11 protein-coding genes and 1 tRNA gene are annotated in these 14,272 nt (G+C 70.8%); 7 read left to right on the top strand and 5 right to left on the bottom strand.

Annotated elements, in window-relative coordinates:
- Positions 1-113: 113 nt before the first annotated feature.
- Complete coding sequence (prfB, locus tag QRO03_RS08475) at positions 114-1,223, bottom strand: peptide chain release factor 2 (RefSeq protein ID WP_285137081.1); 1,110 nt, start codon at positions 1,221-1,223, stop codon at positions 114-116.
- Positions 1,224-1,294: 71 nt separating this feature from the next.
- Here prfB and QRO03_RS08470 point away from each other — a divergent pair, with 71 nt between their 5' ends.
- Together QRO03_RS08470 and QRO03_RS08465 are read left to right on the top strand one after the other, a co-directional pair.
- Positions 1,295-2,530 carry an MFS transporter gene (locus QRO03_RS08470; protein WP_285137322.1) on the top strand — a complete coding sequence of 412 codons (1,236 nt, stop codon included), beginning with the start codon at positions 1,295-1,297 and terminating at the stop codon, positions 2,528-2,530.
- A gap of 203 nt (positions 2,531-2,733) precedes the next feature.
- The gene (locus QRO03_RS08465; protein WP_285137080.1) at positions 2,734-4,512 is read left to right on the top strand and encodes a M20/M25/M40 family metallo-hydrolase; all 1,779 of its coding nucleotides are present in this window, start codon (positions 2,734-2,736) and stop codon (positions 4,510-4,512) included.
- A gap of 80 nt (positions 4,513-4,592) precedes the next feature.
- Here the strand turns inward: QRO03_RS08465 and QRO03_RS08460 are convergent, their stop codons facing one another.
- Positions 4,593-5,615 (bottom strand): NADPH:quinone reductase, encoded by a 1,023-nt coding sequence (locus QRO03_RS08460; protein ID WP_285137079.1) that lies wholly within the window; start codon positions 5,613-5,615, stop codon positions 4,593-4,595.
- 73 nt (positions 5,616-5,688) lie between these two features.
- Here QRO03_RS08460 and QRO03_RS08455 point away from each other — a divergent pair, with 73 nt between their 5' ends.
- The 3 genes from QRO03_RS08455 to QRO03_RS08445 all read left to right on the top strand — a co-directional run bounded on the left by QRO03_RS08455 (position 5,689) and on the right by QRO03_RS08445 (position 8,288).
- Positions 5,689-7,299, top strand: coding sequence for an amidohydrolase (locus QRO03_RS08455; protein WP_285137078.1), 1,611 nt, complete (start codon positions 5,689-5,691; stop codon positions 7,297-7,299).
- A gap of 51 nt (positions 7,300-7,350) precedes the next feature.
- Positions 7,351-7,432 (top strand) — tRNA-Leu (locus QRO03_RS08450).
- 91 nt (positions 7,433-7,523) lie between these two features.
- A complete protein-coding gene (locus QRO03_RS08445; RefSeq protein ID WP_285137077.1) occupies positions 7,524-8,288 on the top strand; it encodes a DedA family protein in 765 nt (254 codons plus the stop codon).
- Positions 8,289-8,307: 19 nt separating this feature from the next.
- Here QRO03_RS08445 and ku read toward each other — a convergent pair whose 3' ends face one another.
- Together ku and QRO03_RS08435 are read right to left on the bottom strand one after the other, a co-directional pair.
- Positions 8,308-9,159 (bottom strand): non-homologous end joining protein Ku, encoded by an 852-nt coding sequence (gene ku / locus QRO03_RS08440; protein ID WP_285137076.1) that lies wholly within the window; start codon positions 9,157-9,159, stop codon positions 8,308-8,310.
- A gap of 246 nt (positions 9,160-9,405) precedes the next feature.
- Positions 9,406-9,879: a nucleoside deaminase gene (locus tag QRO03_RS08435; RefSeq protein ID WP_285137075.1), complete on the bottom strand. Its 474-nt coding sequence runs from the start codon at positions 9,877-9,879 to the stop codon at positions 9,406-9,408.
- Positions 9,880-10,089: 210 nt separating this feature from the next.
- Between QRO03_RS08435 and QRO03_RS08430 the strand changes: the two genes are divergently transcribed.
- Both QRO03_RS08430 and QRO03_RS08425 read left to right on the top strand, forming a co-directional pair.
- Positions 10,090-10,575, top strand: a complete 486-nt coding sequence (locus tag QRO03_RS08430; protein ID WP_285137074.1) for a deaminase — start codon at positions 10,090-10,092, stop codon at positions 10,573-10,575.
- 103 nt (positions 10,576-10,678) lie between these two features.
- On the top strand, positions 10,679-13,087 hold the full coding sequence (locus QRO03_RS08425; RefSeq protein WP_285137073.1) for an ATP-dependent DNA ligase: 2,409 nt from the start codon (positions 10,679-10,681) through the stop codon (positions 13,085-13,087).
- 90 nt (positions 13,088-13,177) lie between these two features.
- Here the strand turns inward: QRO03_RS08425 and QRO03_RS08420 are convergent, their stop codons facing one another.
- Positions 13,178-14,095 (bottom strand): cation diffusion facilitator family transporter, encoded by a 918-nt coding sequence (locus QRO03_RS08420; protein WP_285137072.1) that lies wholly within the window; start codon positions 14,093-14,095, stop codon positions 13,178-13,180.
- Positions 14,096-14,272: the final 177 nt, after the last annotated feature.

The raw sequence follows: 14,272 nt of genomic DNA, 5'->3' as shown, positions 1-14,272 counted from the left end.
GAGCCTAAGCGCGGGTCGGGGGCACGCCGTCAGGACGCGCCGTGTCACGAAACGAGAGAACCCTGTGGATGCCGGTCTCCTCGGCATCCACAGGGCTCGTCGTCACCGGCGTGTCAGTCGTCTTCTTTGCGCTTGCGCCAGCGGATGCCGGCGGCGATGAGCCCATCGAGGTCGCCGTCGAAGACGACCGCGGGGTTGCCGACCTCGTAGCCGGTGCGCAGGTCTTTCACCAGCTGCTGGCCGTACAGGAAGTAGGAGCGCATCTGGTCGCCCCAGCTCGCCGTGATCGTGCCGGCGAGCTCCTTCTTCTTGGCGGCTTCTTCTTCGCGCTTGAGCAGGAGCAGGCGCGTCTGCAGCACGCGCATGGCGGCGGCGCGGTTCTGGATCTGCGACTTCTCGTTCTGCATCGACACGACCAGGCCCGTGGGGAGGTGCGTGATGCGCACGGCCGAGTCGGTCGTGTTGACCGACTGTCCGCCCGGTCCGGATGAGCGGAACACGTCGACGCGGATGTCGCCCTCGGGTACATCGACCTCGACGGCCTCCTCCATCACCGGGATGACCTCGACCGCGGCGAAGCTGGTCTGGCGCTTGTCGGCACCACCGAAGGGGCTGATGCGCGCGAGGCGGTGAGTACCCGCCTCGACGGAGAGTGTGCCGTAGGCGTAGGGCACGTCGACCTCGAAGGTCGCGGACTTGATGCCCGCACCCTCGGCGAACGAGGTGTCCATGACCTTCACGGGGTACTTGTGACGCTCGCACCAGCGCAGGTACATGCGTAGAAGCATCTCGGCGAAGTCGGTGGCGTCGTCGCCGCCGGCGCCGGAACGGATCGTGACGACGGCGGAGCGCGGGTCGTACTCGCCGTCGAGCAGGGTCTGCACCTCGAGCTGACCGATCACGTCCTTCAGCGCGGCCAGCTCGCGACGGGCCTCGTCGGCGGACTCGTCGTCGTCCATCTCGATGGCGAGCTCGACGAGCACCTCGAGGTCGTCGAGACGCTGCGCGATCTCGGAGACGCGCTTGAGCTCGGCCTGCTTGTGGCTGAGGCGGCTGGTCACCTTCTGGGCGTTGTCGACGTCGTCCCAGAGGTTGGGGGCGCCGGCCTCTTCGCTGAGACGTGCGATGTCTGCGGTGAGTGCGTCGACGTCGACCACGGCCTGGATATCGGCGAAGGTCGAGCGCAGCGCCTGGATGTCGGCGGTCAAATCGAGTTCAAGCATTTGGCATCCAGCCTATCGTGGAGTCGGTGACAGCCGACTCTCCCCGGAACGTGCTGGTGCGCTTCGCACCGATGATCTACGGCCCCACCCTGCTCTTCGCGATCGGCGAGGGCGCGGTCATCCCCCTCATCCCCGTGATCGCCGACCGGCTCGGCGCCGACGTCGCCCTCGCAGCCCTCGTCGCGTCCGCCCTCGTCGTCGGCCAGCTGTGCGGCAACATCCCCGCCGGGTGGGCCGTCGCCCGTTTCGGCGAGCGCGTGACCATGGGCGTCGCGGGCATCATCGTCCTGGCCGGCCTCGTCGGCGTCGTCTTCGCCTCATCGCTCGCCGTGTTCGCGGCGGCGGTGTTCCTCATCGGCTTCTGCGCGGCGGCGTTCGCGTTGGCGCGCCACTCGTTCATGACCACGCGCGTGCCGCTGCACTTCCGCGCTCGGGCACTGTCTCTGCTGGGAGGCACGTTCCGCGCGGGCATGTTCGTCGGTCCGTTCATCTCGGCGGCGCTGCTGGGCATCTTCGGCGACGAGACGGCGTCCGTGATCTTCTTCGCCGTGTGCCAGGTCGCGACGATCCTCCTGGTGTTCTTCGGCCCCGACCCCGAGCGGGCCGTGCCCGTCGGGGCGGGATCGACGCAGCGGCCAGCCGCCGCCACCGGTGAGGCGGAGGACAGCGGCGAGCCCGTGACCGGTGCCATCCCCACGGTCGAACGCGCGGGCGTCTTCCGCACGATGTGGCGCTTCCGCGGCGTGCTCGCCCGACTCGGGCTCGCCGCGGCCTCCCTGTCGGCGGTACGTTCGGCCCGCCAGGTGGTCCTTCCGCTGTGGGGTGTCTCGCTGGGGTTGGATGCCGGCACGATCGCGGTGGTGGTCGGGGTGTCGGGTGCGATCGACTTCGCCCTGTTCTACGCCAGCGGGCAGGTGATGGACCGCTTCGGGCGACTGTGGGCGGCGCTGCCGGCGATGATCCTCATGGGCGCCGGGTTCATCGCGCTGTCGTTCACCCACGATCTGGGCTCCGCGGCCATGTGGTACGCCATGTTCGCCGCCGTGCTCGGGGTGGGCAACGGTCTCTCCAGCGGCATCCTGCTCACCCTCGGCGCCGACATCGCCCCACCCACCGAGCCCGCCGCCTTCCTCGGATCGTGGCGGACGCTGACGGATGCCGGTGGGGCGGTGGCACCCTTGCTGGTATCGGCACTCACCGCGGTGGCGTCGATATCGGTCGGCGTGGGGGCGGTGGGAGCGATCGCGGTGTTCGGCGCCGTCGGCTTCATCCGGTGGGTACCGCGGTACGTGCCGCGCACGCGCTGAGGCGGCGGAAACAGTTCAGGTGCACCGGGCGCAGACGCCCCCGAAACGGCGGCTCACACGTTTCCACGCCGTAAACATTCCGGGAATCGATGGCGAATCCTCAGCTATCCGATAAGAATCGAAGCGTGTTCGCCTCCTCGGGCGGACGCATCGTTCCCCCTGGATGATGCGGGCGTCGCCGCCCGCAGAGAGGTGCCTTCACCGTGCCCCGAAACACCACCCACTCCCCGCCCTCGCGCGGCCGCCGGTTCTCCGCCGCGGTCGCCACGACCGCCCTCGTCGGCGGGTCGCTGCTGCTCGCGCCGGCGGCGACCGCCGCGGTCGCCCCGGGCGAGACCCCGAACGACCTCGGCCTGACCGGCGCAGACGTCATGACCCACCTCACCGAGTTGTCCGAGATCAGCGAGTCGTTCGCCGGCGAGGGCTACCGCGCTTGGGACTCGCCCGGATACGAGGCCGCCGCCGAGTACGCCGAAGAGGTGCTCGAAGCGACGGGGGCGTTCACCGTCACCCGTGACGAGTTCGACGTGCCGTACTCGGAGTTCGGCGAAGCCTCCCTCACCGTCGAGGGCACCACCTACGAGGGGTCGCACTTCGACACCAGCGAAGGGATCGACGGCGACTACATCGACGTGCTCGCCCTGCCGGCCGCCGACGCCGCGGGCCTGCGCCTCGGGTGCGCGACCACCGACTACGCCGCCGTTCCCGCCGGTGCGATCGTGCTCGTGCAGCGCGGCGAATGCACCTTCCAGGCGAAGATCGAGAACGCCACGGCGGCCGGCGCCGGCGCGGTGTTCGTCTACAACAACGCCCGCCCCGAGGCCGAGGGCACCACGCCCCAGGATCAGCTCACGAACGTCTCGGCCGGGCCGCGCAACGAGGACAACTCTCCCGCGGCCACCCTGCCGCAGGCGAGCGGTGACGCGCTGGTCGCGCTGATCACGGCGGCCCCCGCCGACGAGCCCGTCGAGGGCACCGCCGTCATCGAGAAGGAGTTCCTCGTCGGGAAGTCCTTCAACATCATCGCCGACAGCATCGCGGGCGACCCCGACGACACCCTCGTCGTCGGCGCGCACCTCGACGGCGTCGCCGAGGGACCCGGTGTGAACGACAACGGCTCCGGCTCCGCGGCGATCCTCGCCCTGGCCGAGAAGGTCGCGGCATCCGAGGTTCCCAATGACAAGCGGATCCGCCTGGCCCTGTGGGGTGCGGAGGAGATCGGTCTGCTCGGTTCGACGGCCTACGTCGACGAACTCGTCGCGGAGGACCCGGCCGAGCTCGCCCGCATCTCGGCGTACCTCAACTACGACATGATCGGTTCGGAGAACTTCACCGTGGGCGTCTACGACGCGAACGAGTCGTCGTCCGAGGCGCCCGTCGACATCCCCGACGGATCCATCGAGATCGAGAAGGTCTACACCGACTACTTCGACGCCATCGAGCAGCCGTGGATCGACACCGAGTACTCGGGCCGCAGCGACTACCAGGCGTTCATCGAGAACGGCATCCCCTCGGGCGGACTGTTCTCGGGTGCGGACGACATCAAGACCGCTGAGCAGGTTGCGCAGTTCGGCGGAACGGCCGGGGTCTTCATGGACCGGAACTACCACACGGCCGACGACACCCTCGCGAACATCAACCGCACCTCGATCGACATCTTCTCGCCCGCGATCGGCCACGCGGCCTACGTGCTGGCCTGGGATGCCGTCGTCCCGACGCCGACGCCCACCCCGACGGCCGAGCCCACCGCGACGCCCAGCCCCACCGCGGAGCCGACGGCCACCGCCGCCCCCACGGCTGCGCCGTCTCCCACGGCTACAGCCGTTCCCGCCCCGGGCAAGAAGGGTTCGAGCGGGAACCTCGCGCAGACCGGTTCCGACGTGGAGGGCTCGCCCCTGCCGCTGATCGGTGCGGGCATGCTCGCGTTCGGTCTGATCGTCGCGGCCGGAACGGCGATCGCCCGCCGCCGCACGCAGCAGTAACCGTCGACGGTCTCCCCCCGGACCGACGAACCGCCGGGGTCGCGCATCACGCGCGGCCCCGGCGGTTTCGTGTGCAGCGGTTACTCGGCGTCGCTCACGCGGATGAGCACCTTGCCCGTCGCACCGTTCGCAACGGCGTCGTGCGCGGCGGCGGTGTCGGCCAGGGGGAACCACGTCAGCGGCAGCCCGGCGTCGTCTCCGACCGGCAGTGCTCCGTCGGCGACGGCAGCCGATACGTCTTCCGCGGCGGCGGCGAGCGCGTCTTCGCCCACGGTGTACAGCAGCAGTCCCTGCCAGCGGACGTTCTTGGCGAAGCTGGCCCGCACCGCGGCGCTGAATCGGTCACCGCCGTTGTCGGCGTAGTAGCCGATCGAGCCGTGGTTGGCGATCACCTCGACGTCGAGGGCGGCGTTGTGGGCGATGGCGACCTCGACGATGTGGTCGACACCGTCCGGTGCGAGCTCGCGGATGCCGTCGGCCAGCGCGTCGCTCGGGTACTGCAGCACGTGGTGGGCGCCGGCCGCTCGGGCCAGGGCCTCCTTCTCGTCGCTGCTGACGGTCGCGATCACCGTCGCGCCGGCCCATACGGCGAGCTGGATGGCGGCGTGGCCGACCGCCCCGGCGCCACCTTGCACGAGGACCGTGCGTCCATCGAGCGCGCCGGGGGCGAGTCGCGCGGGACCGTTCTCGTGCACGGTAAGGGCGCGGTGGGCGGTCATGGCCGGGACGCCGAGGCTCGCCCCGAGGGCGAAGGAGGCCCCGTCGGCGAGCGGGACCGCGCGTGCGGCGGGGATGACGGCGTACTCGGCGGCGGTGCCGGTGGGACGCTCGTGCTGGGCGAGGTAGACCCACACCCGCTGACCGGTGGACGGGCTGTCGACGCCGTCGCCGACGGCATCCACGATCCCCGCTCCGTCCTGGTCGGGCGTCACCTCGTCCCAGGAGAAGGGCCGGCCGCCCTGTCGTGCCTTCCAGTCGGTCGGGTTCACCCCCGACACGGCGATGCGCACCCGCACCTCGCCGGGGCCCGGCTCGGGCAGAGGACGCTCGACGAGCGAGAGGACGGAGGAGTCACCGGTCTGGGAGTACGTGATCGCCTGCATACGGGAGGAAGCGCCGGGGGCCGCGCGTGAATTCCCTTCGGCGTGTCGCGAGGGCCCCCGCCACACTGAAGCCGTGAGCAGCCTCCTCGTCGCCGACGGCGTCTTCTTCTCGTCCGGAACCCTTCTCGGCGCCGACGCCCTGGGCATACGCGACGGCAGAATCGTCGCCGTCGGTTCGCACCGCGAGGTGCGCGACGCGCTGGGTCGGGTCGACGAGGAGCTCGACGCGCGCGGCGGGCTGGTGACCCCCGGATTCGTCGACGCGCACCTCCACCTGGGCGGAGGTGCGGTGGATTCCCTCCGCTGCGATCTGGCGGGAGCTGCGACCCTCGATGAGATCGACGAACGTATCCGCACCTTCGCTTCCGGCTCCGCCGCCGCCTGGGTGGTGGGCGGAGGATGGGACCCCACGCTCTTCCCGCCCACCGGCCCCACCGCCGCCCACCTGGACGCGCTGGTTCCCGACCGGCCGGCATTCCTGCTCGACGCCGACCACCACGGCGGGTGGGCGAACTCGGCGGCCCTCGCCGCCGCGGGCATCGATCGCGCCACCCCCGATCCTTCCGACGGGCGGGTCGAGCGGGCGGTGGACGGCGCACCGAGCGGCGCGTTGCGCGAGGGCGCCATGCAGCTGGTCTCCCCGCACGTCCCCCCGCACGACACCGCCGACATCGCGCGGGCTCTGCTGAGCGTCTCGCGGTCGGCACTGGCCGCCGGCATCACCGGCTGGCAGGAGGCGGCGCTGGGAGAGTACGCCGGCTACCCCGATTTCTCGCACGCCTACCTCTCGCTGCTGCGCGACGGATCGCTGACCGGGCGGGCGACCGGCGCCATCTGGGTGCCGCGGAACCTCACGGCGGACACGGTCGACGCCTTCGTCGCCGAATGCCTCGAGCGAGCCCGCGCGAACACGGCGGCCGGTTTCCCCACGCGCACGGCGAAGCTCATGCTGGACGGAATCGTGGAGACGCGGACCGCTCATCTGTGTCACCCCTATCCCGACGGGTCGCACGGTCTGTCGTACTTCGCGCCCGAGCTCGTGCAGCACCTGGTGCCCGCGCTGAACGCGGCCGGTGTCGCCGTCCACGTGCACGCCCTCGGAGATGCGGCGGTGCACGACGCCCTCGACGGCTTCGCCGCGGTACCGGCCGAGCACCGCTCCGGCGTGCGCAACCACATCGCCCACCTCGAGCTCATCGGCCCCGACGACATCCCTCGCTTCGCCGCGCTGGGGGTCACCGCCAACTGCCAGCCGTACTGGGCGTGCACCAACGCCCTCGTGCGCAAGGTCACCCTGCCCCTGCTCGGCGAAGAGCGCGCCGACGATCTCTACCCGTTCGCGGCCCTGCGTGCCGCCGGCGCCGCACTGGCCATGGGGTCGGACTGGCCCGTCTCCACCTTCGACCCGTGGCTCGGCATCCACGTCGCGGTGACGCGCCGCCCGCCCGGAGAGGCGGATGCCGCACCCCTCGGCGCCGCGCAGACGCTCGAGCTCGGGACCGCGCTGGACGCGTACACGCGCGGCTCCGCCGAGCTTCTCGGCGTCGGCCCCGGCACCCTCGCGCCGGGGGCGCCGGCCGACCTCGCGATCGCCGACCGCGATCCGTTCGCCGGTCCGGCCACCGACGTCCACGAGACCCGGACGAAGGCGACGGTGGTGGCGGGTGAGGTGCTCGCTCTTTGACGGCTCGTTCACATCGAGCGCGCGTGCGGCCCGTTTAGACTGAATCCACTCGCGGGAGTGGTGAAATCGGCAGACACGCAGGATTTAGGTTCCTGTGCCTTCGGGCGTGGGGGTTCAAGTCCCCCCTTCCGCACGGTCTGCCGCTTCCACCGGCGACGTCCCGCAGCACCGCGTAGCCCTCGCCGTTCCCCCCAGCACCGCTTCTCCGATCCGACGGGACCGATGTGATCCACACCACCGCCGCTCTGCTCCCGTGGCTCGACCCCGCGACGATCATCACGAACTCGCAGCCCTGGGCTCTGCTGGTGGTGTGCTTCATCATCTTCGCCGAGACCGGGCTGCTCATCGGCTTCCTGCTCCCAGGCGACACGCTGCTGATCATGGCGGGCCTGCTTTCGCACGCCACGCCCGCGGCCCCCAACGGCGTCTTCGGACTCAACGCCTGGTGGGTCGCCCTCGCGATCGGCTTCGCCGCGTTCATCGGCGGTGAGGTGGGCTACTTCATCGGTCACAAAGCCGGGCCGTCGATCTTCGAGCGCAAGGAGTCGGGCATCTTCAGCAGGAAGAACGTCGAGCGCACGAACGCGTTCTTCGAGCGCTTCGGCGGGCTCACCGTGATCCTGGCCCGCTTCGTCCCGGTCGTGCGCACCTTCGCCCCCATCGCGGCGGGCGTGGGTCACATGCCGTGGCGCAAGTACACGCTCTACAACTTCATCGGCGCCGTCATCTGGGGTATCGGTCTGACGATGCTCGGGTACGCGGTCGGCTACATCCCCTTCGTCCGCGACATCGTCACGGAGTACATCGACGTCATCCTGCTCGCCGCCGTCGCGGGGACCGCGATCTTCATCGCCATCCACTACTTCCGCGAGCGTGCCGCCGCCAAGCGCGACGCCGCCGCCGGTCAGGGCGCCATCAACCACGCCGAGGCCCAGGCCCTCACGCTCGACCCGAAGACGCTCGAAGACGGCGACCACCCCGCGCGCTGAACGCGGGTCTCCCCGACGGCTACGACGCCTTCGAGGTCTTCTTCTTCGCCGGGGACTTCTTCGCGGATGCGTCCTTCTCGGCCCGCGCCGCGCGGCTGCGCTCGACGCTCGCGCGGAGCGCTTCCATCAGGTCGATGACCTCGCCGCCGTCGTCCTCCTCCTGCGTGCCGAAGGTGGCATCCGTGTCGATCGCGTCGCCCTGCTCGAGCTTGGCGTCGATGAGGGTGCGCAGCTCCGCCTGATAGGCATCGGTGAACTCCTCGGGATCGAAGTCCTTCGAGAAGCTCTCGACGAGGGATGCCGACATCTCCAGCTCCTTCGCCGAGATCCGCACGCTCTCATCGAGCGCCGGGAACGCCGCCTCGCGCACCTCGTCGGCCCACAGCAACGTCTGCAGGACGAGCACGTCCCCGCGCACGCGGAGGGCGGCGAGCCGGGTCTTCTGCCGCAGCGAGAAGCGGACGATCGCGGTGCGGTCGGTCTGCTCGAGCGTCTTGCGCAGCAGCACGTAGGCCTTCGGCGACGAGGAGTCGGGCTCGAGGTAGTACGCCTTGTCGAGGGTGAGCAGGTCGACCTGCTCACTGGGGACGAACTCGACGACCTCGATCTCACGGCTGCGCTCGCTGGGCAGCGACGCGAGGTCGTCCTTGGTCAGCACCACCGTCTGCTCGCCGTCGTCGTAGGCGCGATCGATGTCGCCGTAGGGCACGACCTCGCCGTCGACCTCGCAGATGCGCTGGTAGCGGATACGTCCGCCGTCCTTGTTGTGCACCTGGTGCAGGGAGACGTCGTGATCCTCGGTGGCCGAGTACACCTTCACGGGCACGTTGACGAGGCCGAACGTCAGGGCACCCTTCCAGATCGATCGCATGGGTCCAGTGAACACCGAAACGACGGTGGATGCCGAGACCCTTGCGTGGGCGAACGGACGCCGTCACGCGGGGGTCGAGCCGATCGATGCCCGAGGAACCCGGCGCCCCCCCCACGCATAAACACGATCCGTGCGCGGAAACACGCCTACAGCGCGTTTATACGCACGGATGGCGTTTATGCGTGATCGGGGCGGGTTGCGGTCGAGAGGGACGGTGCACCGGGCCGCCGCCGCGGTGTCGACGCGTCAGTCGCCGTGGATCGCGGTCCACTCGCGGAACGGTGCCGTCGGATCGTCGGCCTGCCCCTGCTCGGTGGGGAGAGCGCGCTCCGCCACCGGCTTGGCGTACTCGTCGTAGAAGGTCGCAAGCGTCATGAGGCGATTGCCGTCCTCGTAGTGCTCGCCCTCCTGCTCCCGCGTCGCCGCGTAGACGAGGCGATCGGGCTGCGCGTAGTAGACCGCGCCGAGACACATCGGACAGGGATAGGCGGTGACGAACATGTCGTACCCGCCGAGGTCGCTGACGCCCGTCGCGGCGGCGGCGCGGATCGCCCGGATCTCGGCGTGGGCCGTCGGGTCGCCGTCCTGACTGACGTGGTTGACGGCTTGGGCGATGATCTCGCCGTCTTTCACGATGAGACAGGCGAACGGCTTGCCGCCGTTGCGGACGTTCTCGCTCGCGAGAGAGATGGTGAGGGCGGTGAGCTCCTGATCGTTCATCGCTTCACCGTAATCACGACGGTCCGATCGACGCGAAAACCCCTCGGGGCGCGCGGATGTGCTAACCGCCGGCGGATCGCGCCCGTCGCGTCTGCGCCGATGCCGTCGCAGTCACGAGCCCCCGGGGTGGGCTCTATGACGACAGGATGGACTCAGCACGCAGGAGCGGCCGACCCGCCCGCAGCGGCACGATTCGGAGAAGAGGAACCCGTGGACGACATCGACGCACTGAAGCGCTGCGTGGAACTGGCGGCGGAGGCGGTGGACGCCGGTGACGACGCGTTCGGATCGATCCTGGTCGACGGTGACGGGCGGGTCCTCCGAGAAGAACGCAACACCGTCGGCGGCGGCGATCCCACCGCGCACCCGGAGATCGCCCTCGTGCGGTGGGCTGTCGCGCATCACCCGGCAGCCGAGCGGTCGTCGATGACCGTGTACACCTCGGGCGAGCACTGCGCCATGTGCGCCGCGGCTCACGCGTGGGCGGGACTCGGTCCCATCGTCTTCGCCGGCTCGACCGCGCAGCTGACGCGATGGCGGTCCTCGTGGGGCGCGGCCCCCTCGCCGATCCGCCCCCTCGCCATCTCCGACGTCGCTCCGGGGGTCGTCACACGCGGGCCGTTCGACGCGTTCGCCGGCGAGCTCGAGCGACTTCACCTCGCGGCCGAACGACGCCGGTCCGGCGCGGCGGGATGACCTCGCCCGCTCCCTGACCACCCGGTGCGGCCCGGGCGCCGACCGGAGGGCGGCTGCGCGAGCCCCTCGGCATCCGGAGCCGTTCCCGCCCTACGCTGGGGCGATGGCGGAGCAGACGGTGCGCATCGGCGGGCGCCGGCTGCGCCTGTCGAACCTCGACAAGGTGCTGTACCCCGAGACGGGGACCACCAAGGGCGAGGTGATCGACTACTACTCCCGTATCGCTCCGCGCCTGCTCCCCCACGTCGCCGAACGCCCCGTCACCCGAAAGCGGTGGCCCGACGGGGTCGGCACCGACTCCGACCCGGGCGAGCCGTTCTTCGCGAAGGCCCTCGAACCCGGAGCGCCCGCGTGGGTGCGCCGCTTCCCGATCGACCACTCGTCCGGCGCCAAGGACTACCCGCTCATCGACGACCTGCCGACCCTCGTCTACCTGGCGCAGGTGGCCAGTCTCGAGCTGCACGTACCGCAGTGGCGGTTCTCCCCCGACGGCGAGCGCGAGAACCCCGACCGTCTGGTGCTCGACCTCGACCCCGGTCCCGGTGTCGGTCTCGCCGAGTGCGCCGAGGTCGCACGCTGGGCCCGGGTGATCCTGCAGGACATCGGGCTCGACCCCCTGCCGGTCACGAGCGGGAGCAAGGGGATCCACCTGTACGCCCACCTCGACGGTCGCCAGTCCAGCGAGGCGGCCAGCGCGATCGCGAAAGAGCTCGCCCGGGCGATCGAGGCCGACCACCCCGACCTGGTGGTCAGTCAGATGTCGAAATCCGCACGCCCCGGCAAGGTCTTCATCGACTGGAGCCAGAACAACGGCTCCAAGACGACCATCGCGCCGTACTCGCTGCGGGGACGCTCACGTCCGACGGTCGCGGCGCCCCGCACGTGGGACGAGCTGGACGACCCGGGTCTCGCGCATCTCCTGTTCGACGAGGTGCTGGCTCGCACCGGCGATCCCCTGGCCCCCCTCGAGCGCGACGCCGGGCCGCTGCGCGCCTACCTCTCCAAACGCACCGCGGGCAAGACGCCCGAGCCGGTGCCCGACGCGCCGCACGGCGACGCGGCCCCCGAGGGTCTGCCGCGATTCGTCATCCAGGAGCACCACGCGAGCCGTCTGCACTGGGATTTGCGCCTCGAACACGGCGGTGTGCTCGTGAGCTGGGCGGTTCCCCGGGGCGTGCCGCCGAGCTCGGCGAAGAACAGCCTCGCCGTCATGACAGAGGATCACCCGATGACCTACCTCGACTTCGCCGGAGAGATCCCGCGCGGCGAGTACGGCGCGGGCATCATGACCGTCTGGGACACCGGCACGTACGAGCTCGAGAAGTGGCGCGACGACGAGGTCATCGCCACCCTCACCGGGCGGGACGAGGGTCCGCTCGGACGCGTACGACTCGCCCTCATCCGCACCGAGGGGCGGGGCGAGAAGTCGCAGTGGCTGCTGCACCGCATGAAGACGGATGCCGAGGGCCGCCCTCAGAGCGACGGGGCGCCGGTGGTGGCTCTCGATCACGGCACGTCGGGTGATGCGGCGGAACCGACCGTGGCGGAGCTCCGGCCCATGCTCGCCACGGCAGCGACCCCCGGCCTCGCCCGCGCCGCCGCCGCGCGCTGGGGTGCGCCGTGGGTGGAGATGAAGTGGGACGGCATCCGGGGACTGGGGATCTGGGACGGCGAGCGCCTCCGCCTGCGCTCGCGCAACGGCAACGACCTGACCGCGACCTACCCCGAGCTCACCGGAGTGGACCTCGGTCTCGGGGCGGGGCACGCGGTCGTCGACGGGGAGATCGTGGCGCTCGACTCTCAGGGGCGTCCGAGCTTCCCCCTCCTGCAGAAGCGCATGAACCTCGCCCAGCCGCGCGAGATCGCGCACGAGGCCCGTCGCACGCCGGTGCAGCTCTACCTGTTCGACGTGCTGTCGCTGGAGGGACGCGACGTGGCATCCCTCCCCCTCCGCGAGCGACGCGAACTCCTCGAGCGGCTCGCCGCCGATGCCGGCGCGCCGGTGGTGGTGCCGCCCGTCTTCGACGACGTGGATGCCGCGGTCGCCACCAGCGGCCGGTTCGGGCTCGAGGGGGTCGTCGTCAAAGACCCCGCGTCGGCGTACCGGCGCGGAATCCGTTCGGAGCAGTGGGTGAAGGTGAAGCACTCGCGCACGCAGGAGGTCGTGATCGGCGGCATCCGTCCCGGTAAGGGCAACCGCGCCGGAACGATCGGGTCGCTGCTGGTCGGGGTGCCGTCGGCCGATGGCCTGCAGTACGCCGGCCGCGTCGGTTCGGGCTTCGGCGAGCAGACCCTCGCGCGCCTCACCACCCTGCTGGAACCCCTTCGCTCCGACGTCGACCCGTTCGTCGGGGTGCCTGCCGCCGACGCCCGCGACGCGCTGTGGGTGCGGCCCGACCTCGTGGCGGAGGTGGAGTTCGCGGAGTTCACCCCCGGCGGCATCCTGCGTCAGGCGCGGTGGCGGGGGCTTCGCCCTGACAAGGCCCCGGACGAGGTGGTGCGGGAGGACTGATCCGCTCCCGCGCCCTCCGACGGGCTCAGGGTCGCCCCGCAGTCGAGGTGGCTGAGCCTGTCGAAGCCGCCGGAAGCGGCAGCGGGAGGGCTAGGCGTGCCGCGAGTCGTGCTCGACGTGGCCGGCGGGTTCGAGCTGGAAGGTCGAGTGCTCGACGTCGAAGTGGTCGGCCAGACACGTCTGCAGCGACGCGAGGATCGCCGCCGCACGACCGTCGCTCAGCGCGGCATCGTCGACGATGACGTGTGCGCTGAACACGGGGGCTCCGCGCGTGAGCTGCCACACGTGCACATCGTGCACGTCGACCACGCCATCGGCGCCGCGCAGATGGTCGCGGATCTCGGCGACGTGGACTCCCACGGGCGCCGATTCGGTCAGCACCACCACGACCTCGCGCAGCAGGCCGATCGCCCGCGGCACGATGAGGACCGCGATGAACAGCGAGGCGATCGCATCGGCCTGAACGAACCCGGTCGTCAGGATGACGATCGCGGCCACGATGACCGCCACCGATCCGATGAGGTCGCCCAGCACCTCGATATAGGCGCCGCGCACGTTGATGCTGCGCTTCTGCGCACGCCCGAGCAGCCACATCGACACGGCGTTCGCGATCATGCCGACGGCGGCGACGACGAGCATGAGCCCGCCTTGCACCTCTGCCTCGGCCGGTGCCAGAAGCCGCTGCACCGCCTCGACCCCCACCCACGTGCACAGCACGATCAGGATGACGCCGTTGACGAGGGCCCCGAGCACCTCGGCGCGCTGATAGCCGTACGTGCGGCGGTCGTCGGCGGGGCGCGCGGCGATGCGGGTGGCGACGAGGGCGACCACGAGGGCCGCGGCGTCGGTGAACATGTGCGCGGCGTCGGCGAGGAGCGCGAGCGACCCCGACAGGACCGCCCCGACGATCTGCACGACCATCACCGTTGCCGTCAGGGCGAGGGCGGTCGCGAGCAGGCGCGTGTTGCCGGCATCGCGGATGCCGCCGGCGGGCGCGTGATCGTGCATGGGACCAGGCTAGGCGCGACCCCCGACATCGCGCGTGTTTCCGCGGCAGTCGGGAATGAGAACCGCCCTCACCCCGCCGGGATCGCGGATGCGCGGGCGTCCGCTTGCGGACACGACCTCAAGCGGACCTTGTGGGGACGCAGCGTCCCTGCCACCTTCTTTGCAGGACTGCCGACG

The organism is Microbacterium sp. lyk4-40-TSB-66 (genome assembly GCF_030209475.1).
Taxonomy (GTDB): domain Bacteria; phylum Actinomycetota; class Actinomycetes; order Actinomycetales; family Microbacteriaceae; genus Microbacterium.
The sequence above is the reverse complement of the archived record's forward strand: the minus strand, read 5'-3'. Positions and strand labels throughout refer to the sequence as shown.